The sequence below is a fragment of the Marivirga sp. genome (genome assembly GCF_051117495.1).
GTDB lineage: Bacteria > Bacteroidota > Bacteroidia > Cytophagales > Cyclobacteriaceae > Marivirga.
In genome coordinates this window covers 1-26,911 of record NZ_JBNPEF010000016.1, presented here as the reverse complement: position 1 = coordinate 26,911, position 26,911 = coordinate 1, and the positions used below count along the sequence as shown (strand labels likewise).

The window sequence follows — 26,911 nt, the reverse complement described above, 5'->3', positions numbered from 1 at the left end:
TCGAAATATGGTATAACAGAAGAAGAAAACACAGCTATTTAGGATATTTATCACCTGAACAATTTAATGAAAATAATTATTCAAAATGCGCTTAATTATTTGTCCAGTTTTTTGTTGCAAGTCCAGTACCTCTTTCTCTTTATTAAACTCTCCTTTTAGTAGTTGATTGTCTAATAATAACTGAATTGAGTCGGATTGTAATGCTAAGGCCGAGCGAACAATTAAGCAAAATAAAAGGGTCGATATAATTTTTAACCACTGGCTATTCATATAATATAGTAGCCAATAATTTAATCAAAAAAATCTAACGTTTTGTATGTTGGGCACACCTAATTTTTTAAAACCAATGATTTTAAGGTCTGCACCCAATCTTTATTATCATTCAAGCTTTCCACCAAATCCCATTTTTCTCCCCCAGCTTCTTCAAATTCTTCTTTGAATTCCTCGCCTACCTCAATGGTTGTTTCCAAACAATCGGACACAAATGCAGGAGAAAAGGCCAAAACTGATTTCTTCCCATCCTTAGCTAAATCTTTCAATACATCATCGGTATAAGGTTTAATCCACGGATCATTTCCTAAGCGGCTTTGGAAAGTGACTGTGAATTTATCTTCTGGTAGATTCATTTCATTGGCTATAAGCCTAGCAGTTTGAAAGCATTGAGCCCTATAACAAAATCTATTTTTATCATGATAGGCATTACAACAACTTCCTAGTTTGCAATAATTTTCAACCGAACCTTTTCTGATTTGGCGCTCCGGCAAACCATGAAAACTGAAAATCACGTGGTCGTACTCGTGTTTGTCTAAATATTTTTGACCCAAGCTGGCGAATGTTTTATAAAATCCGGGCTCTTCCACAAAAGTGCTAATAAAATTGATTTGAGGAATAATCTGCCATTCCTGCACAATTTCCATCACCTTATCATGAACTGAACCACTAGTTGCAGAAGCATATTGAGGAAACATAGGGACCACAATGATTTTAGCTACTTTATGATTATTCAGTTCCTCAAGGGCACTTTTGATGCTAGGGGATTGATAGCGCATTCCTAATGCCACCACATAGTTATCATCTAATTCCTCTTGGAGTAAATCCCTAACATCTTCTCCATAAAATTTTAGAGGAGAGCCTCTTTCAACCCAAAGTTTACGATATTCTTTTGCTGATTTTGGTGCTCTGAAAGGAGCTATTATCAAGTTGACCAACATCCAACGGAATAAAAAAGGAATGTCAATTACTCTTTTATCCATCAAAAATTCCCTTAAATACTTTCTTACATCTCCTGTTTTGGTAGAATCCGGTGTGCCCAGATTTACTAATAAAACGCCTGTCTTTCCTTGATTTGCTTTTTTCATATTGGGTTGAATAACCTGAAGTGTACTTTATATGTTTTTAATTTTCATCAAAAACTGCCTGGATAATACTTAATATTAATGATGAAAATATTTTATGTTAATTTTCTAATATATATTGTTTTAAAACCTAATAGATTTCATTTTTCCGTTTAGTAAAAAATTCGTTTAAGAAATTCCTAGATCTTTTTTTTGTTTTTCAATCGAGGCTTTTAAATCATCTTCATTTTTTTGAAGCTTTTCAATCAATGATTTTTTCAGCTCTTTTTGATAGGTCTTTAATTCATTCAATCCCCCTTTTGCAGTATCTTGGATTTTAGCTTCCAAATCCTCTAGTTGATTAATTAGCGTTTCTTTTTCCTCTAGAATCGTTTCAAGCTTTTGATAGATTTCACTAACATCAAAAGCAAATTTGATGATTTTTGTAATCTCATCATTTTGATTTCTTAATACTGTATAGGAACCTTTGATATGTATTTTACTTCCATTTTTTGTATATCTGTCGAAGACGCCACTTTGAATTTTCCCTGCCCTTAAATTACCCCAAAAAGCTTGATAATCATCGGAGTTTGCATATTCATCGCTCACAAAAATTCTATGGTGTCTGCCTTTTATTTCATCAACAGAATTGTAGCCAAATAATCTAATAAAGGTTTCATCAGCCGTCACTATGTCACCATTAGGAGCAAATTCAACATAAGCCATCCCACTTTTTTCCATTGCGGTGAGTCGCTCGTTATTTTCTTTCTGTGAACGTTCCATCTCTTCTTGAGTGGCCTGCAGTTCCTCCATGTTTTGGCGCATCTCCTCTTCTTGAGAACGCATCTGCTCTGTCATTTCCTGCGACTCTTCCAACAATTTATTAGTCCGCTCATTTATTTTTACGGATTGTACAGAAGAGGCAATGTTCTCCCCTACATCTTCGATAAATTTTCGTTCATTCTCTGTGAATTCAGTAAATGTTCCAATTTCAATCACTCCATAAACCGTGTCATTAGCTATTAGAGGAACAATGAAAATACTTTTTGGAGTAGCTTTGCCCAAACCAGAAGTGATGCTGATATAATTTTCAGGCAATTCTTTCATATATAAAGATTGTTTCTCTAAATAAACTTGCCCCACTAAGCCTTGTCCAGGTTGAATAGTCTTCTCTATAAATTTCTTTCTGTCATAAGCATAGGTTGCGGTTAAATGTAAAGCTTCATCCCCATTTTCATCTTCATCTACTATAAAAATACTGCCTTGATTGGCATTTAAATATTTGACCATAAATGTGATGACATGCTCACTTAGTTCGCTAATATTGTTATTGAATTTTCTCAAGATATCCCCAAATTCTGCGGAACCTTTATTCGTCCAGTTTCTGATTCGGGCTTCTTCAGATACATTTTTAAGGCTATCTCTCATTTCAGCAAGGGAAGTACCAATGTCTCCTTGATTATTGAATACGGAAATATCACTGTCAAAACTTCCTTTACCGACTTCTAAAGCAAAGTTCTTCACATTGGCTAAATTACCAGATAACGTATGAATTTCTTCCAAGATAATATCGAACTCATCATTGGTTTGAGCCTTGGTTTCAGGGATATTTCCTTCACTGAGAATTTTCACTTCATCCTGTAAGGTATCTATACTACTTTTGATTTGCTTGCGAGCAAATCGATAAAGAATGAAGCACAAAATAATAGCGATTATAACGATAGTAGATTCAACAATGATAAACCGGTCTCGAGCAGCAAAAATTTTATCTCCTATTGCTAATGACTCTTTTTCTAGATTTGAAAATAAGACACTTGCTTTTTCATCAAACTCATCACTCAGCGCTTTTAAATTCTCTTCGTATAAAAGCCCATTGGGGTTATTGTTTGAACTTTGATTACCCAATTCATCATCTATCCAATTTTGTAAGTCATTGGTATCATAAATGGTGTCGCCTTCTATATTTGGATAATCATATAAGGATAAGCTTATGTCCCCGCCACCGAATTGAGCACTATTCAATACTTCCTGCTGGTTCTTTTTAATTCTATCTGCTAATCGGGTCAATTTCTCGTAAATGATAATATTTTCGGGATTGTCCCAATAAGTTTTTAAAGAATCAATACTGTCCTTAGATGATTGAATTTCCTTTTTCCAGATATCATCAATTTCTTTTTTCAGTTTATCATTTCCAGATAATAGATAACTTTGAAGCGTAACATTCGAATGTCTTACTCCACTTTTCATGGCATCTACATACATGCGGGAAGGTTGTTTATTTTCCAAAACATCATTTCCCATTTCCATGATATTAGCAATTTGCGAAAGCGTTATAAAAACCACGATGACTATCAATAAAGCCATGCTGCCATAGCCTATCATCATTCTGCTTTTAATGGAATTGAAGTTTAATTTTTTCATAATGCAGTCGCCTAATCTTTTTCCAAAGTTCAATTTATTCTTTATCGACCTAATTAAAAAGCTTCAAACATAAATTTTGATCAATCAGTTAAAAGGACAGATTAAATTCTTGTAGAAATGAAAAAAAAGCATCAAAAATCACTTATTTGGTTTAGAAGAAATCTCAGACTGGAAGATAATCAAGCACTTTGGGAAGGAATTCAGAATTCTAATTCTTATTTATTGCTCTATATTTTTGATGAAAAAGAGTGGAAAGAAAACCCACTAGGAATTAGTCGCTCATCGGATTTAAAAATGAATTTTGTGTGGCAATCTGTTTTGGATTTAAAACAGAATATTGAGAAAAAGGGTGGGCATTTATTTATTCAAAAAGGTGAGGTTAATAGAATTATCGAAGACCTTTTATCTGAGCATAAATTTGATGCACTTTATGCCCCAAAAGAATCTGGAACGGAAGAAATACAATTGGAAAAGGCTGTTGAGGAGCTTTTCATAAAAGTAAAAGCAGATGTTCATTTTTATGCTCAAAATACACTTTATCACGAAGAAGATATTCCTTGGCCTATAGCCAAACTGCCTAATATATTTACTCAATTTAGAAAAGAAAACGAGAAGCAAACTGATGTGAGGGAGTTGTTTGAATCTCCGCTGGATTTATCAGCTTCTATTGTATTAAATGATGATTTCAAATTTAATGATATAGGAATTCAAGATGCTGAACCAGATGGAAAATCAGTCTTAAATTTTCAAGGTGGAGAAACGAAAGCATGGGTGCGATTGAACCATTATTTCTGGGAATCAGACCAATTGAAGGAATATAAATATACTAGAAATGGTTTATTGGGAGCTGATTATTCTTCTAAATTTTCTCCTTGGCTTGCTTTAGGATGCATTTCACCGAAATCCATTTATTATCAGGTCAAAAAATATGAAAAAGAGCGCAAGAAAAATCAATCCACTTACTGGATGATTTTTGAACTGATTTGGAGAGATTATTTTCATTTCGTTCTAAAGAAATTCGGTCCTCAGCTTTTCCAAAAAGCAGGTATAAAAAGAGAAGAAGTGAGGTGGAAATGGGATTTAGCGCTTTTCGAAAAATGGAAAAATGGCGAGACAGGAGTCCCTTTTATTGATGCCAACATGCGAGAGCTAAATGCTTCTGGATTTATGAGTAATCGTGGAAGGCAAAATGTAGCCAGTTTTTTGGTGAAGGATCTTGGGTTGGATTGGCGAATGGGCGCTTGGTACTTTGAGCATCAATTAATTGACCATGATGTAGCCAGTAATTGGGGAAATTGGGCTTATGTAGCAGGAGTAGGAAATGACCCCCGAGAAAATCGATATTTCAATATCCTCAGCCAAGCCAAAAAATATGATGGTAAAGGTGAATACGTAAGATATTGGATTCCTGAATTGAAGGAAATCGAAGGCTTCAACGTTCATAAAGTATCCTTAATGAATGAGACAGAATTAGAAAAAGTGAATTCGATTATTCCGGAAATTTATTTGAAGCCTGTGGTGGATTTGGGGAAGTGGGAGTATTAGATTGAGTAAGGATTTTATCAAACTGTGATTATTCAGATGGTTAAATTCTTTTTCTTAGATTTGTTTATTTCAACTGAAAGAATTTAAACATGGAAAGTAGTCTCACTCCAAACCAAAGTAATTTTTTATTATATGTTTCCCAAAGTGGTGAAGTAAAGGTAGACGTGCTTTTGCATGATGAAACCGTTTGGCTTACTCAAGAAGCTATGCAAGAGTTATTCGAGAAAGCTAAATCAACCATTTCTGAGCATATTACTAGTGTTTTTAAAGAAGGTGAATTAGAACGTAATTCAACTGTTCGGAAATTCCGAACAGTTCAAACAGAAGGCTCTCGTGAAGTATCTCGTGATTTAGATTATTATAATTTAGATGTCATTATCTCTGTTGGCTACAGGGTGAAATCTCAAAGAGGCACACAATTCCGAATTTGGGCTACAAAAGTATTAAGGGAATCAAAATTATGAGATAAAATGGGGCCTTTAGTTAACACTCGCCTTGCCTATTTAATCTTAACCCACTATCCCTTAGCTTTATGCTCAAATCTTCTTATTTTTGTTTTTTAGCCTATAACATAAATTGAAAATAAGATGAGACAGAAAATAGTAGCAGGAAACTGGAAAATGAATAAAACATTAGTAGAAGCGCAATCCTTAACTTCTGAAATAGCCAATATGGTGGAAGATGAAGCGCCTTCTGATGTAAAAGTTATAATTGCTCCTCCTGCACCCTTCATATATGCAGTTGAAAACTTGATTCCTGAAATGGGGCAGATAGTTTTGGCTGGTCAAAATTGCCACCAAGAAGATTCAGGAGCTTTTACGGGCGAAATTTCTGCTCCAATGTTGAAGTCATTAGGGGCTCAATATGTCATTTTAGGGCATAGCGAAAGAAGAGAACATTTTTCTGAAACAGATGCTGAACTTGCTAAGAAGACCGATAATGCATTAAAAAATGACCTGAAGGTAATTTTCTGTTGTGGTGAGCCTCTAGAAATTAGAGAAGCGGATACTCAAAATGATTATGTAACCAAGCAGTTGACTAATAGCTTATTTCATTTATCAACAGAACAATTCAAAAATATTGTGATTGCTTATGAACCAATTTGGGCCATTGGAACTGGTAAAACCGCCAGCTCTCAGCAAGCTCAAGATATGCACAAAACTATTCGTGAGCATATTGCATCCAAATTTGGTCAAGATGTTGCCAATGAAACCTCCATTTTATATGGTGGGAGTTGTAAACCTGATAATGCCAAGGAATTATTTTCTCAATCTGATGTTGATGGAGGCTTAATTGGTGGTGCTTCTCTTAAATCACGCGATTTCACTGATATTATTAAATCATTTTAATGAGCTATATTTCATTAGAAGTAAATTGCCCAGAAGATTTCATTGAAATTTTCATGGCAGAGTTGGCAGAAATTGGTTTTTCTACCTTCCAAGAAAAGGAAGATGGAAGCGGGCTTTTTGCTTATACAGATGAAAATCAAAATATTGAAGCTTCTCAACTTGAGGAGCTTTTTCAGCAATATCATGCGCTGACTACTGTGAATTATGAATTGGGAACAGTAGAGAAGGAAAATTGGAATGCTGATTGGGAAAAGAATTATCAGCCCATAGAGGTGGAGGATAAAATTTTGGTGAGAGCTGATTTCCATCCGCAAAACCCAAAATTTCCTATTGAAATAGTAGTCACCCCCAAAATGTCTTTTGGAACTGGGCATCATGAAACTACCTATCAAATGCTGAATTTGATGCATGATATGGATTTACAGGGCTCTTCGGTTTTAGATGCTGGTTGCGGCACGGGGATTTTGGCCATTTTAGCATCCATTAAAGGATCGAATAAAGTGGATGCTTATGATATTGATGAATGGGCGGTTGAAAATACTAATGAGAATTTTTCGTTAAATTCAATTGATCATGCTAATGCTAAAATTTGGAAAGGTGAGGTTACATCTATTCCTGAAAAGGCAAAATATGATTTGATTTTAGCAAACATCAACAAAAATATTTTATTAGCAGACATACAGCATTTACAAAAGCATCTAAATAAAGATGGTTTTTTAATGCTCAGTGGATTTTATGAATATGATGTTGCAGATATATTAAATGAATGTAATAAATTTTCATTAGCACTTGAAAATCAATCTGTAAGGAACCAATGGTCGGCACTTTTGCTTAGGAAGAATAAATGAGATTATATTTTAGCACCATATTGCTGTTTTTATTCAATTTTAGCTTACAAGCTCAAAATAATGAAACTAATGAAGAAACATCAAAACCTGATTTTCTAAGCGAGGTACAGATGGATTTAGTGCAAATTGGCACAGAAAAATCTGAAAGTGTTTCTCTCTTCTTCCAGAATTATTGGAATCAGGAAAATTTATTCACTCAACAAAACAGAGTGATGATTGAAGAAATTTACAATCAGATGAAGGCAGATAACCTTTCTGTTCGAGACTATAGATTGCCATTCATAAGTACACTTTCAGGTGCCTCTTCGAATTTAGAAGATCCGGCCAATGCCATAAATACATTTTTAGAAATTACGAAAAGGGCTTATGAGGAATTGGAAACCAACCAATTTAAAGTACTTTTAAGGACCACAGAGCAGATTTTAGAGAAAAAAGCAATTTATTATAGCCGATATTATCAAGTAGCATTTTCAGGCGGAAGCGTTAGTTTTGAATGGCCTTCAGAACCAGAGGTTACGGTTGAAGTTGAATCCCCTGTTGAAGAAAAAGAGGAAGTAGAAAGCGAATGGGGTTCAGAAGCAGATGATGGCTGGGGAAATAGCGATGATGATGCCTGGGGCAGTGATGATGGCTGGGGAGATGATGATAGTTGGGACAATGAAGAAACGTCAACTGAAAATGAAAACCAAACTGAGGATAACAGTCCAGTTGACCTATCAGCTTTTAGTGAACCCATGCCTTTTTTGGAAGGGCCTATTGTGAAATTGAGAAATATTAATCTCAAATTTCTCAATACAACAGATTCTATAAAAGTGAATGATGTTTCCGGAAGATTGGAGTTGATTGGAAATACTTTTGTAGCAGAAAAGGGTATTTTGACTTGGGAGCATCTTGGAAAAGACTCAAAAGAATTAAATGCTGAATTGTCCGAATTTACTTTTGAAGTGAATGAGAAAGAATTTTCTGCAGAACAAGTTACATTGAACTATCCGGAAATAATTAAAACGCCTGTCAAAGGCTTTATTGATTTTAAGGCAGAAAATAGAAAAAACGGAAATGCGAGATATCCTTTTTTCCAATCCTATCAATCAGGCTATGACTTGAATTTTGTGGATAAAAAAGGACTTTATTTAAAAGGTGGAGTAACTCTAAAGGGCACTACTTTAAGCACTTCTGCAATGGATAAAAGCATCAGTAGTCTCGAATTACAGGGAAAAGCGGTAAAAAAGTTTAGGGCAGAATCTAGAGAATTTATTTATAAAGACAGCGCTTTTTCTTCAGAGGTCAGCAGTGTGTCCATTTACCAAAGATCAGATTCAATTTATCACCCAGGTTTAAGCCTTGATTACAGAGTGAATGAAAATACCTTAAATCTTTTAAAAAATAAAGGCAATTTTAAGAATACTCCTTTTTATGCCAGTTATTTTAATATGGATTTCACAGCGGATAAGTTGAGTTGGGATATGGATTCCTCTGTAGTGGATATATCAATATTAATAGCTGGAAATCGGGTGCCAGCTTTATTCGAATCAGCAGAATATTTTAATGAATATCGATACAACAGCCTATCAGGCTTATATAGATTTCATGCATTACAAGTGGTAGTTCATTACAGTAGAGAAGTAAATCTAAATACTTTTTACACTAATGAAGTTGCTGAAAAAACGGGAATCGAGGAAAGTAAATTAAGATCTGGCATGAAGCTATTGATGCAAAATGGGTTTATAAAATATGATATCGTAAGCGGAAGAATAGATATGTTGGATAAGGCTTTTCACTATGTGGATTCCAAATGGGGAAGAAAAGATTACGATAATGTTCAAATATCATCAGTATCCTCAGGGAAACCAAACGGGAAATTAAATCTCAATAAAGGCACATTAGATATTTTTGGGGTTGAGGAATTTATCATTAATGATAAGTTAGGAATAAGTGTTGAGCCAGATAGTGGTAGAGTCGTTCTAAGGAAAAACAGAGATGTACAGTTTGATGGTACCGTTTATGCCGGTAATTATCAATATAAGGGTTCTGAATTTAGAATGGACTATGATAGTTTTCTAATCTCCATGCCCCAAATCGATAATATCAAATTTAATTTGGCAACGGGTGCCGATAACAAACAATCCAATAAGGAGCAGATACAGAATCAATTAGTTGAAACAGCAGGGGTGTTATATATTAATGAACCGGATAACAAATCTGCTCAAAAAGAATTTCCAAAATACCCGATTTTTAATGCAACTAAAGGTGCCACGGTATATTTCCTTGGAGAAGAAATATTAGGTGGAGTTTATGATCAAAGTCTTTATTTCGTGATTCCTCCTTTTGAAATCGATTCCGTAAGTAGCTCAGACCCAAATTCAATTGCTTTTGACGGGGTATTTCATTCCGGTGATATTTTTCCTGAATTTGAGGAGAAGCTGAGGGTGATGCCAGATAAATCCCTGGGTTTCAATCATCCGTTGCCTGATGATGGTATTGATTTGTTGGACGGAGAAGCAAGGTTTTTTGGCGCCATTAAATTAGATAACAATGGTTTAAGAGGTGGAGATAAAATTGAGTATTTAAGTTCAACAATCAGATCTGAAAACTTCACTTTCTTTAAGGATTCAATAACAGCAGTTGGGAATTATGCAACTATTGAACCTGGTGATTGGGAAGGGGTCTCTTATCCTCAACTAGAAATCACCAATTTTGATATGCGTTGGCTAACGGCCAAAGATAGTTTGTACATGACAAATCGATCTGATCCTTTTAAAATGTATGATGAAACTGCCTCTTTGGAGGGCAAAGCAATTATTTCAAAAAAGGGACTCTTTGGGATGGGAGAGATGAGCACTAGAGGTTCTAATACTTCATCAAAGAAATTCAGTTTTGAAGAGCAAAGCTTCTCAGCCCGAAATGCAGATTTTAGAATCGAGTCAACGGATACTATTCCTGCTTTATCGGCTGATGACGTGAGATTAGATTTTGATTTCTTGGCCAATACAGCAACTGTCAATCCAGAGATTGAGGGAGATGCAGCCCTAAACTTCCCTTACGCAAGTTATAAAACTTCAATACCTTCAGCATTATGGAGGTTGGATGAGAAAATTGTGGAAATGACGAAACCAGAAAATATCAATATCAATAATTCTTATTTCTATTCCACAAATCCAGATCAGGATTCACTTGTATTTAATGCTACAAAAGCAATTTATGATATTGAAAGCCAAGCTTTGAATGTTTCTGGAATTCCATTTATAACGGTAGCAGATGCTCAAATCACTCCAAGTGGAGGGGAAGTGATTATTGGGGAAAATGGTAAGATCAATAAGTTATACAACGCAACACTAAAATTAGACACGCTAACAGGCTATCATAATTTGTATGACGCTGAAATCGATATTGTCTCACGTAAGAAATTTGAGGGAAATGCCACTTATAGATACGTAAATTCGGTAGGAGATACCTTTTCTATTAAAATGGGGGAATTTAGTTTGGAGCCTATTCCCGATTCACCTAAAGGGGAAAATAGCTTGCGCACTGTGTCTTCCGGAAACGTAAGAAAGGAGGATAGAATGTTGATAAGCCCCGGTATGTATTATAAAGGGGATGTTACCATGTATGCCGATAAGCCAGCACTTGAATTGCAAGGTTACATCCAGCCAGATTTGAGGGATATCCCAAATTATGATACCTGGATTTCATACAAAAGTGATGGTAGTGCTAAGGAGGTTGTAATTGATTTTGACAATAGTACTACTGAAATGGGAGAACCTCTTCAAGCAGGTATCCATTTTGACAATATTGACAATCAGCTTTATGCTACTTTTATTAATGAAAAAAGAGATTTTACAGATGTTGATTTTTTCAAACCCAGTGGATTGCTAACCTATAATGCATCAAAAAGTCAATTTATTATTGAGAGTAAAGCAAGAAAGGCAGGAACATCATACGCTGGTAAATATTTTGCCTACAATGAAAAAGAGCAAAAATTGGAGTTTGAAGGGCCATTCCAATTTATGGAAAGCAGAAAAGAGGCTAATTTTAATTCTGCAGGATCAGGTTCGGGGGATTTACTCAGTCAAGAATTTATTTTCAATTTAATGATGACCATTGAATTTGATTTGCCAAATGCTTTCACCCCTATTATTGGCATGGATATGGTCGAAGTGGTGCAAAGACTTGGATTGCCCGAATCTACCAAGGATTTAGACCGCTTACTTCCTAAACTAGCTGAAATAGCTGGAAATTCAGCGGCTAAGAGATATGAAGAATATATATTTAATGAGTATATCCCGTTACATTCTTTATCATCTGATTTGACCAAAACCATTGTTTTAAATAATATTGACATGAAGTGGTCGGACGAAGAGAGTTCTTGGTACAGTGTGGGGAAAATTGGAATCTCCAATACGGGGGCACAAGATATTAATGCAAATATTGATGGATTCATTGAAATCCAGAAATTGGAAATGGGATCTGCCATTAAATTGTTCTTGCAAGTATCACCTTCATGTTGGTATTTCTTTCATTATGAAGAAGACAGATTAATATTTTTCTCTTCTAACAGTGAAGCAAATGAACTTATTGACAAGAAATCTAAAGCAGAAAAAGCTAAATTTGGCGAATTCGTTTTCTTGACTGGTGATAAATTGGAAGTTACTAATTTTGTAGAGGATTATCGTAAGAGATATTTCGATATAGATGCTCCCTATTATCTTGAAATGGCCAATGAAGCAAGTGCACAGGCCAGTCCTGTAAATACCCCTGTTCCGGCTCAGGATAATCCGGTTCAGGATGATGATGACGATGGTTTTTAAATTAATTCATACTAAATTTCATAAATATTAATAGATGATAACTAAAGAAGAAACAGGAAAATATCTAAACGAAAACAAACAAAGGTTTCTAGATGAGCTTTTCGATTTATTACGAATTCCAAGCGTAAGTGCTGATCCAAAATTTAAAGGGGATGTGAAAAAAGCGGCTGAATTTATGAAAACTAAATTTGTGGAGGCCGGAGCTGAAAACGTAGAAGTATGTGAAACTGATGGTCATCCTATTGTGTATGCTGATAAAATTATTGATCCTAATTTACCAACTGTATTGGTTTACGGTCATTATGATGTTCAGCCAGCCGATCCTTATGAACTTTGGGATTCAGAACCCTTTAATCCAGTTATAAAAAATGGTAAAATCGTAGCTAGAGGTTCTGCTGATGATAAAGGTCAAATGTATATTCATGTGAAGGCTTTTGAAATGATGCAGCAGAATGGGGGCGTTCCTTGTAATGTAAAATTTATGATTGAAGGTGAAGAAGAGGTTGGTTCTGAAAATCTAGAAATCTTCATAGCCGAGAATAAAGAAAAATTAAAAGCGGATGTCATTGTGATATCAGATACTTCAATGATTGCAAATGAACATCCTTCAATGGCAGTAAGCTTGAAGGGAATTAGTTATTTGGAAGTAGAAGTTAAAGGGCCCAATAGAGATTTACATTCCGGAGTTTATGGAGGTGCCGTGGCGAATCCAATAAACGTACTGACTCGAATGATTACTTCCCTTCAAGATGAAAATAGAAAAGTAACCGTTCCAGGTTTTTATGATAAGGTAGTAGAATTGACTCAGGAAGAGAGAGACAAAATGAATCTAGCACCTTTTAATTTAGATGATTTTAAAAAGGATTTAGATATTGATGATGTTGAAGGAGAAGCTTCTTACAATACTCTTGAACGAATGGGCATTCGCCCAACTTTAGATGTGAACGGTATTTTGGGGGGGTATATAGGCGAAGGAGCCAAAACAGTATTGCCATCAAAAGCCAGTGCAAAAATATCCATGCGATTGGTTCCGAATCAAAACCACCATGAAATTACAGCACTTTTTCAGAAGCATTTTGAGAGCATCGCTCCAAAAAGTGTAAAGGTGAAGGTTACTCCACATCATGGTGGAATGCCATATGTTACCCCAACTGATACAGACTCTTATAAAGCAGCTGAGAGAGCTTTTGAAAAAGTATGGGGCAAAAAACCTATCCCTACTCGTGAAGGAGGTAGTATTCCAATTGTTTCTTTGTTTAAAGATATTTTAGGATTGGACAGTATTTTGATGGGCTTTGGTCTTAATTCAGATGCCATTCACTCTCCCAATGAGAGTTTTGGCGTTGAAAACTATTTGAAGGGAATTGAAACAGTAGCTTTGTTCCATCAATATTTTGCCGAATTGGATAGAAAATAAAGCATAAAGATTATAAATGATAAGAAGCCTGTTTTTCGAAAGATTGACAGGCTTTTCTATTTACATGGATTCTAATAATTATTTTCACAAATATTTATTATTTGGTACTGAAATTAGATAAGCGCAAAATTTTCTCGTGTAATTGCTTAATAGGCTCTATTTAATAACTATAGAGGTGATTCCTAAAGTCTCCAAAATCATCCATGCCACAAAGAGGACATAAAGAATCAGTAATACGATGCCTTCCCATCGAACCAATGCTAAATTAGTTCTTAAGAATACAAACATTATTATAGTGATTAATGCCAAGAATAACATTAAAGGAGCTGCTACTGTAAAGTTCACAACGGCTGTTCCAGCAATTAAAACTCCAATTGGAACGGCTACTAACAAATCAAATATGTTACTACCCAATACATTCCCTAAACTTATGGAGCCTTTAAATTTTCTGGCAATTTTGATACTCACAACAGCATCGGGAATACTAGTGGCACCAGCAACAATTGTGATACCCCAAATAAAATCTGGCGTATTAAAAAATTCTCCTAAGAATATTGCGCCACTAACTAATCCTTCTACACTGGCTACAATTAAAACAAGGCTGATAATTAGCTTAATCCAATCCTTTCTAATATTGACACTTTCTTTATCAATACCTAGAACAGCCCGTTTTCCATGGTCTCTTCTGTAATCGCGGGTCTCCATACCTTGTATGAAAAGATATAACCCATAAAAAACGATTGGAATAATAGCTATCCATCTTGTCATGGTACCTTCCATATTACCAGGGTTTACAGATATTGGAAAATATACATAAGCCATGGCAAAGGAGATAAAAAGGACGAATATTGAAATAATATAATATTGGGTATCTTTATATATTAAACTTAAATCTGCAGGCATTCTTTTGACTATAACCGCAGAAATGCCTGGAATTACCAATATGTTGAATATAGCTGATCCAACAATTGCTGATACACCCAAATCAAACTTACCGTGTAGTATAGTGGATAAAATGGTTGCCGCTAATTCAGGAAAACTTGAGCCAACTGCCGTGATGATTGTACCTTGAATTAATGGGGGCAAACGATAAAAATCTGATAATTTTTCGGATGATTCTTCAAGGAGGCTTCCGCCTTTCCAAACTGCCCAGGTGGAAATTAAAATTATTCCAATATATAATAAAAGTTCTCCCATATTTCAATTTCAAATATGAGTAAAATCATAATCTAAAACAACATCACATCTGATTTTAATACAGATTTTGGGTCTAAACATCATTTAATTTAATAGTATAGCTATTTTGTAAATAATTTTTTTTGGAAAAGCTTAATTCCTTACATATGTTTCTTTATTTATTTGTCGATACTTTAGGTTTTGGAAGACTAGTTTTTCATGAATATTGGTAAAGGTGCCAGTAAAATCTAGTATTATTTCGGGTTGATTGTTCTGAATGTCATCAAAAAGAGCCATTAATTGCTCTTTCTCACTCATTTCAGTTAAAATTTTCATACTGAGTTTTGGGTCGTAATATTCTGTACCGATCTCTTTAACTGATTTGTATAAATCTGTGGAGCCCCCAAGAATCATGACAGATTTATCTTTCACCAAATCATGATATATCGACTGATTGCTTTTTAGAGCATTGAAATTTCCAAAATTATGCAAAGGCGAATTTTGATAGAATATACTGTAGTTTATGGCAATCAGTGTAATACTAAAAATCAAGGTGAATATTTCGGCTCTTAATTTATTTCTAAACTGAAAAATCAAGTGAATAATGAAAAATGAAAAGGAGGGGACAAATACTAAAAGTTCATAAGGTGCTTGCTTTTCTGAAATCCACCAGCTTCCAAAAGCGGCTAAAAACATTATAAACATAACTTGTTGAACCCGAAGTTGATAATTTGTAAAACGTTTTGCACTAAATGTTTTGTAAAGCGCCACAAAAAAAATCAAGCTAGGAATTGCTATAATTAAAAGTATTGATTGCAAATCAATTACGGGATTAACTGAATCAAATAAATTGAATTTTATCCATTGAAAAATGAAGGCATCAAGGCCATTTTGCCAATAGAAATAAATCATTGCTATGGCAATAGGAAAAATGAAGCCATAAAGAAATAACATATAACGTCTTAAAACCAGACTAGTCAATAAAGCAAAAGAAAGTATAGTGGCAATTAAAAAGAAAATAGAAGGTAAATAAAACAGAACGGCTAACCCCATGAAAATTCCTGTTTTTAATATGGTGGCATCTTGCAATTTATTTTCTATTCTTAAATAAATGTTATCCAACACTAACATTATAAAAGTAAGACTTATTAAAGCAGGGGATAACGTAAAAAAATCATAGAAAGTAAACATGAGCAAAGCATAAATCAATGCTGGGATGTATGAATTTTCATTGTAGGCTTTATTCCTCAACATAATATTGTTGAAAAGTGAAAATTGATATGTAACCAGTAGCACAGACAATATTTGCAATGCCAGAATAGATTTGCCAAAAATGAATTCTATTATCATATAAACCCAAGCCGCCAAGGGAGAAATTGGGGTCACCAAATCTTTATATAAAATTTTTCCGCTGTTTAAAGCTTCTCCAATCAAAAGCCAATCTGTTTCATAGACCAATGGTTCCGAGCCGATTAAATAGGGCAATCGGAAAATTAATACTGCCAAAAAAAGTATCAGTAAGCGATAAGGGTCGTTTATTCGGAAAAAACCTAACAATAGTCTATGGGTTTGTTGATGATTCGATTGCTAAATTAGAGGATAAAGCACAAATTGTATAAAATATCATGCATATTTGTAAAGAAATTATAGAATAGTATGGCGGCAGGATCAAGACAAAAAAAATATTCAAGTTTATTACAAAAAGATTTAAGTGAAATTTTCCAAAAACAAATGGCTAATACCTTTGGAAAAGCATTTATTACCATCACCGATGTTGAGGTATCTCCTGATTTAAGTTTTGCTAAAGTTTACCTAAGCCTTATGCTTTCGGATAAGCCAAGTGAAACATTAGAATTGATCCAAGAAAGAAAAAGCGAGATTAGAAAGCACTTGGGTAATAGAATTGGAAAACAAGTCAGGATCATTCCCGAATTGGCTTTCTTTATGGACGAAACTTTGGAGCAAGCCAATCGAATTGATGATATCCTTTCAAAATTGGACATTCCTCCTGAAGAGGATGAGGATGAGGACGAAAATAAAGATTAACTAATCCCCAATTGAATCTTGAAGAATTTATCATTTTTCATTGCCAGACGATATTTCCTTTCAAAAAAGAAAAAGGGATTCATCAATGTTCTGTCCATAATTGCCATGGTAGGTGTGGCAATTGGAACGGCCGCATTGGTTATTGTATTATCTGTTTTCAATGGTCTTGAAGATTTAATTCGTTCATTGTACAGCTCTTTCGATGCGGATTTAAAAATCAGTTTAAAGGAGGGTAAATTTTTCGAATACGATGATGAATTAAGGCAGAAAATTGAGAATAATGAGGGCATTGCTACCATTGTACAAGTGGTGGAAGATAATGTTTTGGTTCGCTATAATGATGGGGAATCAGTTGTTCGTATGAAAGGGGTGAGCCCTGAATTTGTTAAAAATAGCCAACTGAAGAATCATATTACGGAGGGGCAATTAAAACTGACTGAAAAAGAACAAAATTTTGCCGTTGTGGGTCAAGGAATACGGTACGATTTATCTATAAACGCTCGGAATGATTTTCTGGCTTTGCAATTTTATTATCCTAAAAATATCAGCCCGGGCAGGACGAACCCATCTAGTATGTATAATTCAGGCATTTTAATGCCTGCTGGGGTTTTTGCAATTGAAAAGCAATACGATGAAAAATATATATTTGTCCCTATTCGTTTTGCAAGAAAATTGATAGGTAAAGGAAATCAATGCACTTCAATAGAGATTAATTTAGCAGAGGGTATTTCCGTAAGTGAAATACAAGAATCAATTCAACAGACACTTGGCGATAAATTTGAGGTTTTGAATTCAGATGAGCAACATGCATCCTTGTTGAAAGCCATTAAAATAGAAAAACTATTCATCTATATTACTTTCACATTCATTTTAGCAGTGGCATCATTCAATATCTTTTTTGCCTTAACGATGTTGGCATTAGATAAAAAAAGGGATATAAGTATTTTGTTTGCAATGGGAACGCCCATTAAAACCATTCGAAATATCTTCTTAAAAGAAGGAGCCATTATTTCCCTTTCCGGTGCTCTTACGGGGGGCTTTATAGGCTTTGTAATTTGTTTCTTGCAACAAAAATATGGTTTGATTTCCATGAACATGGCCTCGGCAGTTCAAGAAGCTTATCCAGTAAAAATGATAGCTTCTGATTTTATTTTCACCATGCTAAGTATTGCGGTTATTACTATTCTGGCATCATTTAAACCAGCTCAGGTAGCGGCAAAATCGGTAGAAATACAGCGATTATAGCAAATTATTCAAAAAAGTATTAAGAGTTCCATCCTATTTTATTAAATTTCAATTCTGATTTTTCTAAAAAATAGACAAATACAATTTGTTTGACAAGTTTTAATCCATGAAGGTATATACCACTCAACCATTTCAATTGATATATTCATTGTTCGAACATGAATATTTGGGCTACACTTTCGAATCCTTTGTAGTACAAAAAAACAGCAAGGGAGATCTTACCTTTTCCCACCAAAACATCTCTTCCAAGAACGCAAATGAATTCGACAAGGGAATGGACGAGGTGGACTATGAGCTGATTGAGTTAATGGATGAAATGCAACAGGATGTAATTGTTCGAAAGTTTGCCAAAAAGAAAATGAAGCCTGCCGAATTTTTTGATAAATATTATAATCAAGAGGGGGGCAATGATTTGGTAAAGGATGAAATTGAGCGCTATATGGAAAAAAGGCGTTCAGAAATCCTTGCTCGAATTAAAGGTAAAATGCTTTTTGAAATGGGAAATGATGGCGAGCCGGCTTGGCGCCAGATTGAAGTGATGGAAGAAAAAGCCACTATCCTTTTCCATTTTGTTAAAAACGAAGACAATACCCACTATTTTCCTACCATAAAACACAATGGAGAAAAATTGGAGTTTCAGTATAAAGGTGCCTATCTAATCTGTAATAAGCCAGCATGGCTGGTCGTCAATCAAAAATTATATTCTTTTGAAAAAAATCCAGAAGGAAAAAAAATAAAGCCATTCCTCAATAAGAAATTTATTGCTATTCCTGAAAAAGTAGAAGAAACTTATTTTAAAAAATTTGTAGCACCACTTGTAGCATCATTTGATGTTTTTGCCAGAGGTTTTAAAATTAAAACTTTCCGTGAGGAGCCTCTGCCTAAATTGAAAATTTCAGAATTGGCTTCTGCCTCAGGCAAAAATTTAGATTTATTCAGTAAAGAAAGTAAAGAAGTAGAGGAGGAAGGCAAATTATTGTTGGAATTAAAATTTCAGTACGGTGAACATACATTTCCGCTTGGAAAGGGAGAAGGAGTTTCAGTAAAAGTGGAAAAGGAAGATGGCCAATTTGTTTTCAAAAGACTAGTCAGAAACCTTCTGAAAGAAAAGAGCCTTAGAGATGCCATGGTGGAAAGGGGCTTGGATATACTAAAAGGAAAAAATACAGCGACAAAAACCAAAACTTTCAGTTGGATTTCAAAAAATGTGGAATGGCTTGATGAAAATGAGGTCGAGATTCAACAGGATAAACATATCAGTGATAAGAATTATTTTGTTGGAAAATCAACCATTGAAATTGATATTTCAGAAGGGATTGATTGGTTTGATATCAATGCAGTGGTCATGTTTGGTGATTATGAAATTCCATTTAAAGAATTAAGAAAGCATATTCTCAATAATCAATATGAATTTCAATTGCCCAATAATCAAACAGCCGTAATACCATCTCATTGGTTTGAGGATTATTCCGAGCTTTTCAGCTTTATGGAAAATGGCGATGAGGATGCCATGAAAATGAGGAAACACCATTTGTCATTGGTGAATGAGATGGAGAATAGCAACTTGGCAAAAGTGCAAATGGACCGGAAGCTTGCAAAACTTAGAGATTTTACGCAGATAGATGACCATCCCATGCCAGCAGATTTTTCCGGGGAATTGCGTCCTTACCAAAAAGAAGGCTTTAATTGGTTGCAGTTTTTGAATCAATATAACTTTGGGGGTTGTTTGGCGGATGATATGGGTTTGGGTAAAACCGTGCAGACTTTAGCCATGTTGCAATCTGAAAATGAAAATGGTAGAACTGCCGCCAACTTACTTATTATGCCTACTTCCCTTATTTATAATTGGCAATCAGAAGCAGAAAAATTTACTCCTGAACTTAAAATATTTGTTTATACAGGAACCAATAGAATAAAAGACAGCAAACAGTTTGAGGGTTATGATTTGATTTTAACCTCTTATGGCATCACAAGATTGGATATTGACATCCTTTCTGAATTTTTATTCAACTATATTATTTTAGATGAGTCACAAGCGATCAAAAATCCTGATTCACATATTGCCAAAGCTGTAAAAAAATTAAAATCCAGAAGAAAATTAGTGCTTACAGGTACGCCTGTGGAAAATAGTACGATGGATTTATGGTCTCAAATGTCATTTGTAAATCCGGGACTGTTAGGGAATAAAAAGTTCTTTAAAGATGAGTTTGTTACCCCAATTGAGAAGAAAAGAGATGAGCAAAAATCTCAAAAATTGGCTACCTTGATCAAGCCTTTTATTTTAAGAAGACATAAATCACAAGTGGCAACCGAACTGCCCGATAAAATAGAAAATGTACATTATTCTGGCATGACCACCATGCAGGAAGAAAAATATGAGGAAGTTAAAAACTACTTCCGAGATATGATTTTGGATGAAATTGAAAAGAATGGAGTCCGAAGTTCTCAAATGATTTTATTGCAAGGTTTGACCCAATTACGCCAAATTGCTAATCATCCTAAAATGACAGATCCAGATTATCAAGGAGACTCTGGAAAAATGGAGGATGTCACCCATATGCTCACCTCTATTATATCAGAAGGACATAAAGTATTGATCTTTAGTCAATTTGTGAAGCATTTAAGCCTATTTAAAGATTATATGGAACGTAGCCACATCAAATATGCTTATTTGGACGGAACCACAAAAGACCGCCAAAAACAGGTCAAATTATTTCAGGAAAATGAAGAGATATCAGTCTTTTTAATTTCCTTAAAAGCAGGTGGATTAGGCTTGAATTTGACGGCAGCTGATTATGTGTTTTTATTGGATCCTTGGTGGAATCCGGCTATTGAGCAACAAGCCGTTGACAGAGCCCACAGGATTGGTCAAAAGCAACAAGTTTTTACCTATAAATTCATCACCAAAAACTCAGTAGAGGAAAAAATATTGGCACTTCAAGAAAGAAAACTAACACTTGCCCGAGATTTAATCAGTACGGAAGAAAGCTTTATGAAAAGCTTGAGTAAAGAGGATATTGAGGGGATATTGGCATAAAAATAATGTTTCTTGACGTTTTATATTTGGAACTTAAAATTTGGTTATTTTTGTTCTAAAGTGATTAGATGTTCTCTACAGACATTAATACAAAAAGAATAATTTATTAAAATAATCAAAGATGATAGTTGAAAGAAATGAAAATGAGATTTTAGTGAGGTTCCCAGCTGGAACAAGTGCGTCAAAAATCCAATCTATTTTAGATTATTTAAGGTATGAAGAGCTGACGGCTAAATCAAATGCATCCATAAAAGACCTTGAAAAAATTGTTAAAGAATCAAAAATAAACAGGTGGAATAAAATTAAAAAAGAGATAGGGTATAATGACTAAAATAGTGGTTGATACCAATATTGTTTTTAGTGCTATTCTAAATATTAACAGTAAAATAGGGCAGGATTTATTAACTTCTGATAATATTTATGATTTTTATGCCCCAAAATATTTACGTGAAGAAATACTCCAACATCAAGAAAAATTAAAAGCAAGGGCTAACCTAGGCAGTCCAGAATTTATGGAGGTTTATGAAATGATTCTTAAGAAGATTACCATCTTAAACCACTCTATAATTGAGGAGAAAAATTACAAGAAAGCAATAAATTTATGTGAAGATATCGATTTGAATGATGTCCCATTCGTTGCTTTTTCAATATTTTTAAAATGTAAAATGTGGACTGGCGATAAGAAATTGATGAATGGCTTAAAATTAAAGGGTTTTAAAAATTTTACTACTACTGACGACTTATTTGAGTACCGTTTAAAAATCACAAGAAAAAATAAATAAAGAAGATTTACCCCTCTATTTAAAAAGGGATAATCAAGGGATTTAAAAGTTATATGGCTAAAGTTAAATCAGCATATTTTTGTCAGGAATGCGGGCATGAATCACCCAAATGGGTCGGAAAATGTCCATCATGTGGGCAATGGAATACTTTTGTGGAAGAAGTAATTTCAAAAGAAAAGAGTTCTAGTGGCTACCAATCCGCAAAGAAAACAGCCAATAGGCCTGTGGCCATTCAAGAAGTTGAAAGCACTCAAGAAGCTAGAATAAAAGTGCAGGATAGAGAATTAAGTAGGGTTTTAGGTGGAGGAATTGTGCCCGGTTCATTGGTTTTAATTGGGGGAGAACCTGGAATAGGAAAATCCACCCTAATGCTACAGATAGCCTTACAACTTTCCAATCTCAAAGTTTTATATGTAAGTGGGGAAGAAAGTGCCCAACAAATAAAAATGCGGGCAGACCGTATGGAGCATAATTCAAAAAACTGCTTTATCCTAACGGAAACTCATACGGCAGATATTTTCAGGGAAGTGGAAACTTTAGGGCCTGATTTGCTGGTAATTGATTCTATTCAAACTTTGCATTCCCCTAAAATTGAATCCGCTGCAGGAAGTGTTGGTCAGGTTAAGGAATGTACGGCAGAATTGATGCGCTTTGCTAAAGAAAATAAAACCCCAGTATTTTTAATTGGTCATATCACGAAAGACGGAGCTATTGCTGGGCCTAAAGTTTTAGAACATATGGTGGATGCAGTGCTTCAATTTGAAGGAGATCGCCATTTGACCTACCGAATTTTAAGAACCACTAAAAACCGATTTGGCTCCACCAACGAATTAGGGATTTATGAAATGATGCAAAACGGATTGCGTCAAGTTAGTAATCCTTCTGAAATATTAATTTCCCAGAAAGATAAAGATAGTAGTGGGACTGCTATTGGTGCTACCTTAGAAGGTAATCGTCCGCTTTTGATTGAAATCCAAGCATTGGTAAGTCCAGCGACATACGGTACGCCTCAACGCTCAGCCACAGGTTATGATAACAAAAGATTGAACATGTTGCTGGCAGTTTTAGAAAAAAGAGGAGGCTTCCGTTTGGGTATTCAAGATGTATTTTTGAATGTAGCAGGGGGGGTCCGTGTTGAGGATCCTGCGATGGATTTGGCAGTTTGTTTGGCAATTATTTCCTCTTTGGAAGAAATCCCATTATCGTCCAAAACAGCTGTTGCGGCTGAAGTAGGACTGAGTGGGGAAATTAGAGCTGTAAACAGAATTGAAAATCGAATAGCAGAAGCCGAGAAATTAGGTTTTGAAGAAATATTGGTGTCAAAATTTAGCATGAAAGGAGTCGATATTTCTCGCTATAAGATTGATATTAAAACTTTCAGTCAATTAGGTGAAGTAGTCAGCTATTTGTTTGGATAAAATTTGAGATTTAAGACTAAAGACGTTGTATTTCTGTCTGACGTTTAGAACCTTCTGACAGTTGTGCCGAACTGCAGAACAGAAATGTCGGACATTTTTCATGTCAGACATTGGGCTTCTATTTGAGATAGTGTTGCATTGGAGATTAATGTCCGACATTTTTTATGTCCGACTTAAACTCCCATATCAAAACCATCCATTTTCCCAACTGAAATAATTTTCAGATATTTAAGCTTTCTCTCCAAAACAGATTTATATGCAAGAGTTTTTTCAAGAATTGGGGTTTTCAAGTGAGCTATTTGCTTTTATTATTCTACCATTACTGATTTTTTTAGCTAGAGTAGCGGATGTTTCTATAGGTACAATTCGTGTTATATTAGTAATGCAAGGGAAAAAAGGCCTTGCTCCCCTCCTTGGATTTTTTGAGTCTTTAATTTGGTTATTGGCTATAGGTCAAATATTCCAACATATTGATAATCCTGTAAGTTATATTTCTTATGCCACTGGCTATGCTTTTGGAACCTATGTGGGTATTATTTTAGAGGAGAAAATGGCAATTGGTCGGGTAGTGGTAAGAGTCATAACTGCTTTGCCTGCGGATGATTTGATCGAATATTTGGAAAGAAAAAATCATCGCTATTCTAACATTGACGGAACCGGAAATGATGGGAAAGTGAATATTATTTTCACCGTAGTTAAAAGAAATGCTCTGAAAGAACTGATTCCTAAAGTGAAAGAATATAATCCAAAAGCCTTTTTCACTATTGAAGGGGTGAAAAAAGTTAGCGATGAGGATATGTCGTTTAAGGAAAATAAAGGGATTATTTTAGGTAAAATGCTGGATATCCGAAGTAAATGAATCACTAAATACATTGAAATTTGACGCATGCTTTTTGCATACTCAATTCCATTGTGCTATTTTGGAATAATATTAATTTTTAATAGTGTTAATTTAAATAAAATAAGTCCAGATTTGTAGATATATGGCATAATTTTGGCTTATTCACAATTTTAAATCGAACTCAAAATCCTTATGAAGGGAATTGCTGTAAAATTATTATTTTTTCTTTTGCTGTCTAGCTTCAGTTTAAGTGATGCTCATGCGCAAAGTGAGTCATTATTTGCAGATGTTCGCTCTGCCTTAAAAGCGGGTAGTTCGAAAGAATTGTCTCAGCATTTCCATGATAATATTCAGCTCAATATTAATAATGAATCTGGAGATTATAGCAATGTCCATGCAGAAATTTATTTAAAAGAGTTTTTTAAAAAACATGAACCTATCAGTTTTGAATATGCCCACCAAGGGAGTTCAAATGAAGGTCTAAAGTATGCCATCGGAAATTATGTCCACTCTGAAGGTACCTTTTTAGTTCTCATAAGAGCCAAAAAAATCGATGGCAAAGAAAAAATTTATATAATTGATTTTTCTGAAGAGTAAACCAAACTATCTCTTCCAGCTCAATTTTTCTTCTGGCATCACAAACCATAGTATAACATATACCAATATTCCAGGGAAAGCGGCACTTAATATAGATATCAGTACATAAAGCAAACGTACTTTTCCGGCATCCCAGCCAAAATATTTTGCTATCCCTCCGCAAACTCCTGCGAATACTCTTTCTCTTGTTCTTTCTAAGTTCTTTTCCATTTGTTCTAAATCAATTTTAATATTTAAATATTTAGCTCAATATAAATGCCAAAATGATAAATCAGCTTTTTTGAGCCGTATAGTAATTTTTAGTCCTAAAGGAGTGTTCGTTTTTGAACAGTTATTTTTCATATTGAACACTGTCTAAAATCATTATATTTGTGGCTTTAAGTTTTAATTTACCCTATGTATAAAGTTATTAGGTCCTCAATATATGTTATTCTCCGCATTCTTTTGAATGCAAGTATGTCTTTTAGTTATCGTAATATTATTATCACAGGTTATGATAAAATCAAAAACCGTAAACCAGTTTTGTTTGTCAGTAATCATCAAAACACCTTTATGGATGGTTTGGTATTGGTAAAGGTAGCCAAAAATATCAATCCCAATATTTTGGTTCGTGCGGATATATTTAAATCAAAATGGGCAGCTCTTGCACTTGATATCATCCATTTGATCCCTATTTATAGAAAGAAAGATAATATGGGCAGCGTGGCTCAGAATAATGAAATTTTTAAAAAATGTATTGATTTATTTAGATGCGGTAAAACCTTATTGATTTTCCCAGAGGGAAACCATGCTATTAAAAGATTTTTGAGACCCATGCAAAAAGGCCCAGCTAGAATTTCTTTTCAGGCAGAGGAAGAAAATAATTTCCAATTAGGATTGAAGGTTGCTCCTTTTGGTTTGCATTATGAAAGTCACCCCAAAAGGTGGCATGATTTGCATGTGCATTTCGGAGAGGTATTTCAGGTCAATGATTTCAAGAATATATATAAGGAAAACCCGATAAAAGCTCAAAAGCAATTTTCCGATAAAATTAAAGAAGGAATTTCAGCAGAAATGCTGGATATCAAATGGCATTCAGAATATGATTTCATGGAGGAGGTAAGGCGCTTGATTAAACCTTATGCCCTAGATTGGGCGGATAATAAAAAATCTATTGTCCATGCAGAAAATGAGGTGCTAAATAAAATAAGTAATATTTTGAAAGAGGATGAAACTAAAACAGAGGCTTTAAAAAAAGAAACTCATACTTATTTTAAAGTAGTTAAAAAACATCAATTAAGTCCTGATTTTGAAGCAAAGATTTATAACCCTTTTTATTTAATACTAAAATCCTTGGGGTTGTTGATTGGTTTTCCTTTCTGGTTGATAGCAAAATTGCTCAATTTTATTCCTGAGTATATCATTGAAAAGAAAGTGATTGCAGGAGTCAAAGATATCACCTGGCATATTTCTTTAAGAACAGGTATATCATTATTCCTCTATCCTATTTTTTATTTCATCATCTTACTAATTCTTGGTTTTAGTTTGGGCTGGATTTTGGCAGGTATCCTTGTTTTTACCTTCCCAGTAATATCGGTAATAATGTATGAAACAGAATATCACTTAAAAGAATTGAAAAATGCTTTTATTCTGTTTAGAAAACCCCAAATCTTAAAACAAGAACAAGAATTGGTTAATGAATTTAAAACTTTGATCGTAAAGTAAAACCACTATGACTTGTATAAAGCTTGACACTGAGCTACAAGAAGAATATGGACTTTTTGTAAACCATTGTGTAATCTCTCTGTGTCTTTCGTGCAAATCTTGATGAGGGACTTCTTGAAAAATACCACAAATCCCTCTAGCCAAATAAAATTTTGATCTGAGAGTTTGGGTAGGAGGACAAAAATGCGAGCCAGACGAGGATGTGGGTTGTCCGCTGGTTAGCCATAGCCGTCAGCCTAACACCGTAATGGATTGATTTAAAGATAGTTTGCCTTTCTTTTTCTCTAATATTAGTATTTTTGGAGCTATTTCTATTAATTCATCCATCAGAGTGATAAATTTTCTC

The 26,911-nt window shown here is 34.5% G+C and carries 21 protein-coding genes; 16 read left to right on the top strand and 5 right to left on the bottom strand.

Annotated elements, in window-relative coordinates; all coding sequences use genetic code 11:
* Positions 1-5: 5 nt before the first annotated feature.
* Positions 6-95: an IS3 family transposase gene (locus ACFE0M_RS09300; protein ID WP_434544788.1), complete on the top strand. Its 90-nt coding sequence runs from the start codon at positions 6-8 to the stop codon at positions 93-95.
* Positions 96-329: 234 nt separating this feature from the next.
* Here the strand turns inward: ACFE0M_RS09300 and hemH are convergent, their stop codons facing one another.
* Positions 330-1,358: a ferrochelatase gene (gene hemH, locus ACFE0M_RS09295; protein ID WP_434545481.1), complete on the bottom strand. Its 1,029-nt coding sequence runs from the start codon at positions 1,356-1,358 to the stop codon at positions 330-332.
* Between the two features lie 165 nt (positions 1,359-1,523).
* A complete protein-coding gene (locus ACFE0M_RS09290) occupies positions 1,524-3,755 on the bottom strand; it encodes a GAF domain-containing protein (protein WP_434545480.1) in 2,232 nt (743 codons plus the stop codon).
* A 117-nt stretch (positions 3,756-3,872) separates the two neighbouring features.
* Here ACFE0M_RS09290 and ACFE0M_RS09285 point away from each other — a divergent pair, with 117 nt between their 5' ends.
* The 6 genes from ACFE0M_RS09285 to ACFE0M_RS09260 all read left to right on the top strand — a co-directional run bounded on the left by ACFE0M_RS09285 (position 3,873) and on the right by ACFE0M_RS09260 (position 13,719).
* Positions 3,873-5,300, top strand: coding sequence for a DASH family cryptochrome (locus ACFE0M_RS09285; RefSeq protein WP_434545479.1), 1,428 nt, complete (start codon positions 3,873-3,875; stop codon positions 5,298-5,300).
* An 89-nt stretch (positions 5,301-5,389) separates the two neighbouring features.
* Entirely contained in the window at positions 5,390-5,764 is a 375-nt protein-coding gene (locus ACFE0M_RS09280) for a virulence RhuM family protein (RefSeq protein ID WP_434545478.1), read from the top strand.
* Positions 5,765-5,887: 123 nt separating this feature from the next.
* Positions 5,888-6,649, top strand: a complete 762-nt coding sequence (tpiA, locus tag ACFE0M_RS09275; protein WP_434545477.1) for a triose-phosphate isomerase — start codon at positions 5,888-5,890, stop codon at positions 6,647-6,649.
* A complete protein-coding gene (gene prmA / locus ACFE0M_RS09270) occupies positions 6,649-7,497 on the top strand; it encodes a 50S ribosomal protein L11 methyltransferase (RefSeq protein WP_434545476.1) in 849 nt (282 codons plus the stop codon). Before tpiA ends, prmA begins: the two co-directional genes overlap by 1 nt.
* Positions 7,494-12,302 carry a hypothetical protein gene (locus tag ACFE0M_RS09265; RefSeq protein ID WP_434545475.1) on the top strand — a complete coding sequence of 1,603 codons (4,809 nt, stop codon included), beginning with the start codon at positions 7,494-7,496 and terminating at the stop codon, positions 12,300-12,302. Before prmA ends, ACFE0M_RS09265 begins: the two co-directional genes overlap by 4 nt.
* A gap of 34 nt (positions 12,303-12,336) precedes the next feature.
* Positions 12,337-13,719, top strand: coding sequence for a dipeptidase (locus ACFE0M_RS09260; protein ID WP_434545474.1), 1,383 nt, complete (start codon positions 12,337-12,339; stop codon positions 13,717-13,719).
* A 156-nt stretch (positions 13,720-13,875) separates the two neighbouring features.
* Here the strand turns inward: ACFE0M_RS09260 and ACFE0M_RS09255 are convergent, their stop codons facing one another.
* Together ACFE0M_RS09255 and ACFE0M_RS09250 are read right to left on the bottom strand one after the other, a co-directional pair.
* The gene (locus tag ACFE0M_RS09255; protein ID WP_434545473.1) at positions 13,876-14,916 is read right to left on the bottom strand and encodes a sodium:calcium antiporter; all 1,041 of its coding nucleotides are present in this window, start codon (positions 14,914-14,916) and stop codon (positions 13,876-13,878) included.
* A gap of 132 nt (positions 14,917-15,048) precedes the next feature.
* Positions 15,049-16,401 (bottom strand): hypothetical protein, encoded by a 1,353-nt coding sequence (locus ACFE0M_RS09250; protein ID WP_434545472.1) that lies wholly within the window; start codon positions 16,399-16,401, stop codon positions 15,049-15,051.
* 150 nt (positions 16,402-16,551) lie between these two features.
* Between ACFE0M_RS09250 and rbfA the strand changes: the two genes are divergently transcribed.
* The 8 genes from rbfA (at position 16,552) to ACFE0M_RS09210 (ending at position 24,861) form a co-directional block, all read left to right on the top strand.
* The gene (gene rbfA / locus ACFE0M_RS09245; protein ID WP_434545471.1) at positions 16,552-16,941 is read left to right on the top strand and encodes a 30S ribosome-binding factor RbfA; all 390 of its coding nucleotides are present in this window, start codon (positions 16,552-16,554) and stop codon (positions 16,939-16,941) included.
* A gap of 18 nt (positions 16,942-16,959) precedes the next feature.
* On the top strand, positions 16,960-18,186 hold the full coding sequence (locus ACFE0M_RS09240; RefSeq protein ID WP_434545470.1) for an ABC transporter permease: 1,227 nt from the start codon (positions 16,960-16,962) through the stop codon (positions 18,184-18,186).
* A 106-nt stretch (positions 18,187-18,292) separates the two neighbouring features.
* Complete coding sequence (locus ACFE0M_RS09235; protein ID WP_434545469.1) at positions 18,293-21,223, top strand: DEAD/DEAH box helicase; 2,931 nt, start codon at positions 18,293-18,295, stop codon at positions 21,221-21,223.
* A gap of 121 nt (positions 21,224-21,344) precedes the next feature.
* On the top strand, positions 21,345-21,554 hold the full coding sequence (locus ACFE0M_RS09230; protein ID WP_434545468.1) for a hypothetical protein: 210 nt from the start codon (positions 21,345-21,347) through the stop codon (positions 21,552-21,554).
* Positions 21,547-22,005, top strand: coding sequence for a PIN domain-containing protein (locus tag ACFE0M_RS09225; protein WP_434545467.1), 459 nt, complete (start codon positions 21,547-21,549; stop codon positions 22,003-22,005). Before ACFE0M_RS09230 ends, ACFE0M_RS09225 begins: the two co-directional genes overlap by 8 nt.
* Positions 22,006-22,058: 53 nt before the next feature.
* Positions 22,059-23,423, top strand: coding sequence for a DNA repair protein RadA (gene radA, locus ACFE0M_RS09220; protein ID WP_434545466.1), 1,365 nt, complete (start codon positions 22,059-22,061; stop codon positions 23,421-23,423).
* A gap of 256 nt (positions 23,424-23,679) precedes the next feature.
* Positions 23,680-24,282: a DUF2179 domain-containing protein gene (locus ACFE0M_RS09215; protein ID WP_434545465.1), complete on the top strand. Its 603-nt coding sequence runs from the start codon at positions 23,680-23,682 to the stop codon at positions 24,280-24,282.
* A gap of 174 nt (positions 24,283-24,456) precedes the next feature.
* On the top strand, positions 24,457-24,861 hold the full coding sequence (locus ACFE0M_RS09210) for a DUF4783 domain-containing protein (protein ID WP_434545464.1): 405 nt from the start codon (positions 24,457-24,459) through the stop codon (positions 24,859-24,861).
* A gap of 6 nt (positions 24,862-24,867) precedes the next feature.
* Here the strand turns inward: ACFE0M_RS09210 and ACFE0M_RS09205 are convergent, their stop codons facing one another.
* Entirely contained in the window at positions 24,868-25,071 is a 204-nt protein-coding gene (locus tag ACFE0M_RS09205; RefSeq protein WP_303271537.1) for a PspC domain-containing protein, read from the bottom strand.
* Between the two features lie 246 nt (positions 25,072-25,317).
* Between ACFE0M_RS09205 and ACFE0M_RS09200 the strand changes: the two genes are divergently transcribed.
* Positions 25,318-26,565 carry a 1-acyl-sn-glycerol-3-phosphate acyltransferase gene (locus tag ACFE0M_RS09200; protein WP_434545463.1) on the top strand — a complete coding sequence of 416 codons (1,248 nt, stop codon included), beginning with the start codon at positions 25,318-25,320 and terminating at the stop codon, positions 26,563-26,565.
* The last annotated feature ends 346 nt before the right edge of the window (positions 26,566-26,911 follow it).

Coding starts and splice junctions, on each gene's coding strand:
- hemH (WP_434545481.1), bottom strand. CDS start 1,358: ATGAAAAAAGCAAATCAAGGAAAGACAGGCGTTTTATTAGTAAATCTG.
- ACFE0M_RS09290 (WP_434545480.1), bottom strand. CDS start 3,755: ATGAAAAAATTAAACTTCAATTCCATTAAAAGCAGAATGATGATAGGC.
- ACFE0M_RS09285 (WP_434545479.1), top strand. CDS start 3,873: ATGAAAAAAAAGCATCAAAAATCACTTATTTGGTTTAGAAGAAATCTC.
- ACFE0M_RS09280 (WP_434545478.1), top strand. CDS start 5,390: ATGGAAAGTAGTCTCACTCCAAACCAAAGTAATTTTTTATTATATGTT.
- tpiA (WP_434545477.1), top strand. CDS start 5,888: ATGAGACAGAAAATAGTAGCAGGAAACTGGAAAATGAATAAAACATTA.
- prmA (WP_434545476.1), top strand. CDS start 6,649: ATGAGCTATATTTCATTAGAAGTAAATTGCCCAGAAGATTTCATTGAA.
- ACFE0M_RS09265 (WP_434545475.1), top strand. CDS start 7,494: ATGAGATTATATTTTAGCACCATATTGCTGTTTTTATTCAATTTTAGC.
- ACFE0M_RS09260 (WP_434545474.1), top strand. CDS start 12,337: ATGATAACTAAAGAAGAAACAGGAAAATATCTAAACGAAAACAAACAA.
- ACFE0M_RS09255 (WP_434545473.1), bottom strand. CDS start 14,916: ATGGGAGAACTTTTATTATATATTGGAATAATTTTAATTTCCACCTGG.
- rbfA (WP_434545471.1), top strand. CDS start 16,552: ATGGCGGCAGGATCAAGACAAAAAAAATATTCAAGTTTATTACAAAAA.
- ACFE0M_RS09235 (WP_434545469.1), top strand. CDS start 18,293: ATGAAGGTATATACCACTCAACCATTTCAATTGATATATTCATTGTTC.
- ACFE0M_RS09230 (WP_434545468.1), top strand. CDS start 21,345: ATGATAGTTGAAAGAAATGAAAATGAGATTTTAGTGAGGTTCCCAGCT.
- ACFE0M_RS09225 (WP_434545467.1), top strand. CDS start 21,547: ATGACTAAAATAGTGGTTGATACCAATATTGTTTTTAGTGCTATTCTA.
- radA (WP_434545466.1), top strand. CDS start 22,059: ATGGCTAAAGTTAAATCAGCATATTTTTGTCAGGAATGCGGGCATGAA.
- ACFE0M_RS09215 (WP_434545465.1), top strand. CDS start 23,680: ATGCAAGAGTTTTTTCAAGAATTGGGGTTTTCAAGTGAGCTATTTGCT.
- ACFE0M_RS09210 (WP_434545464.1), top strand. CDS start 24,457: ATGAAGGGAATTGCTGTAAAATTATTATTTTTTCTTTTGCTGTCTAGC.
- ACFE0M_RS09205 (WP_303271537.1), bottom strand. CDS start 25,071: ATGGAAAAGAACTTAGAAAGAACAAGAGAAAGAGTATTCGCAGGAGTT.
- ACFE0M_RS09200 (WP_434545463.1), top strand. CDS start 25,318: ATGTCTTTTAGTTATCGTAATATTATTATCACAGGTTATGATAAAATC.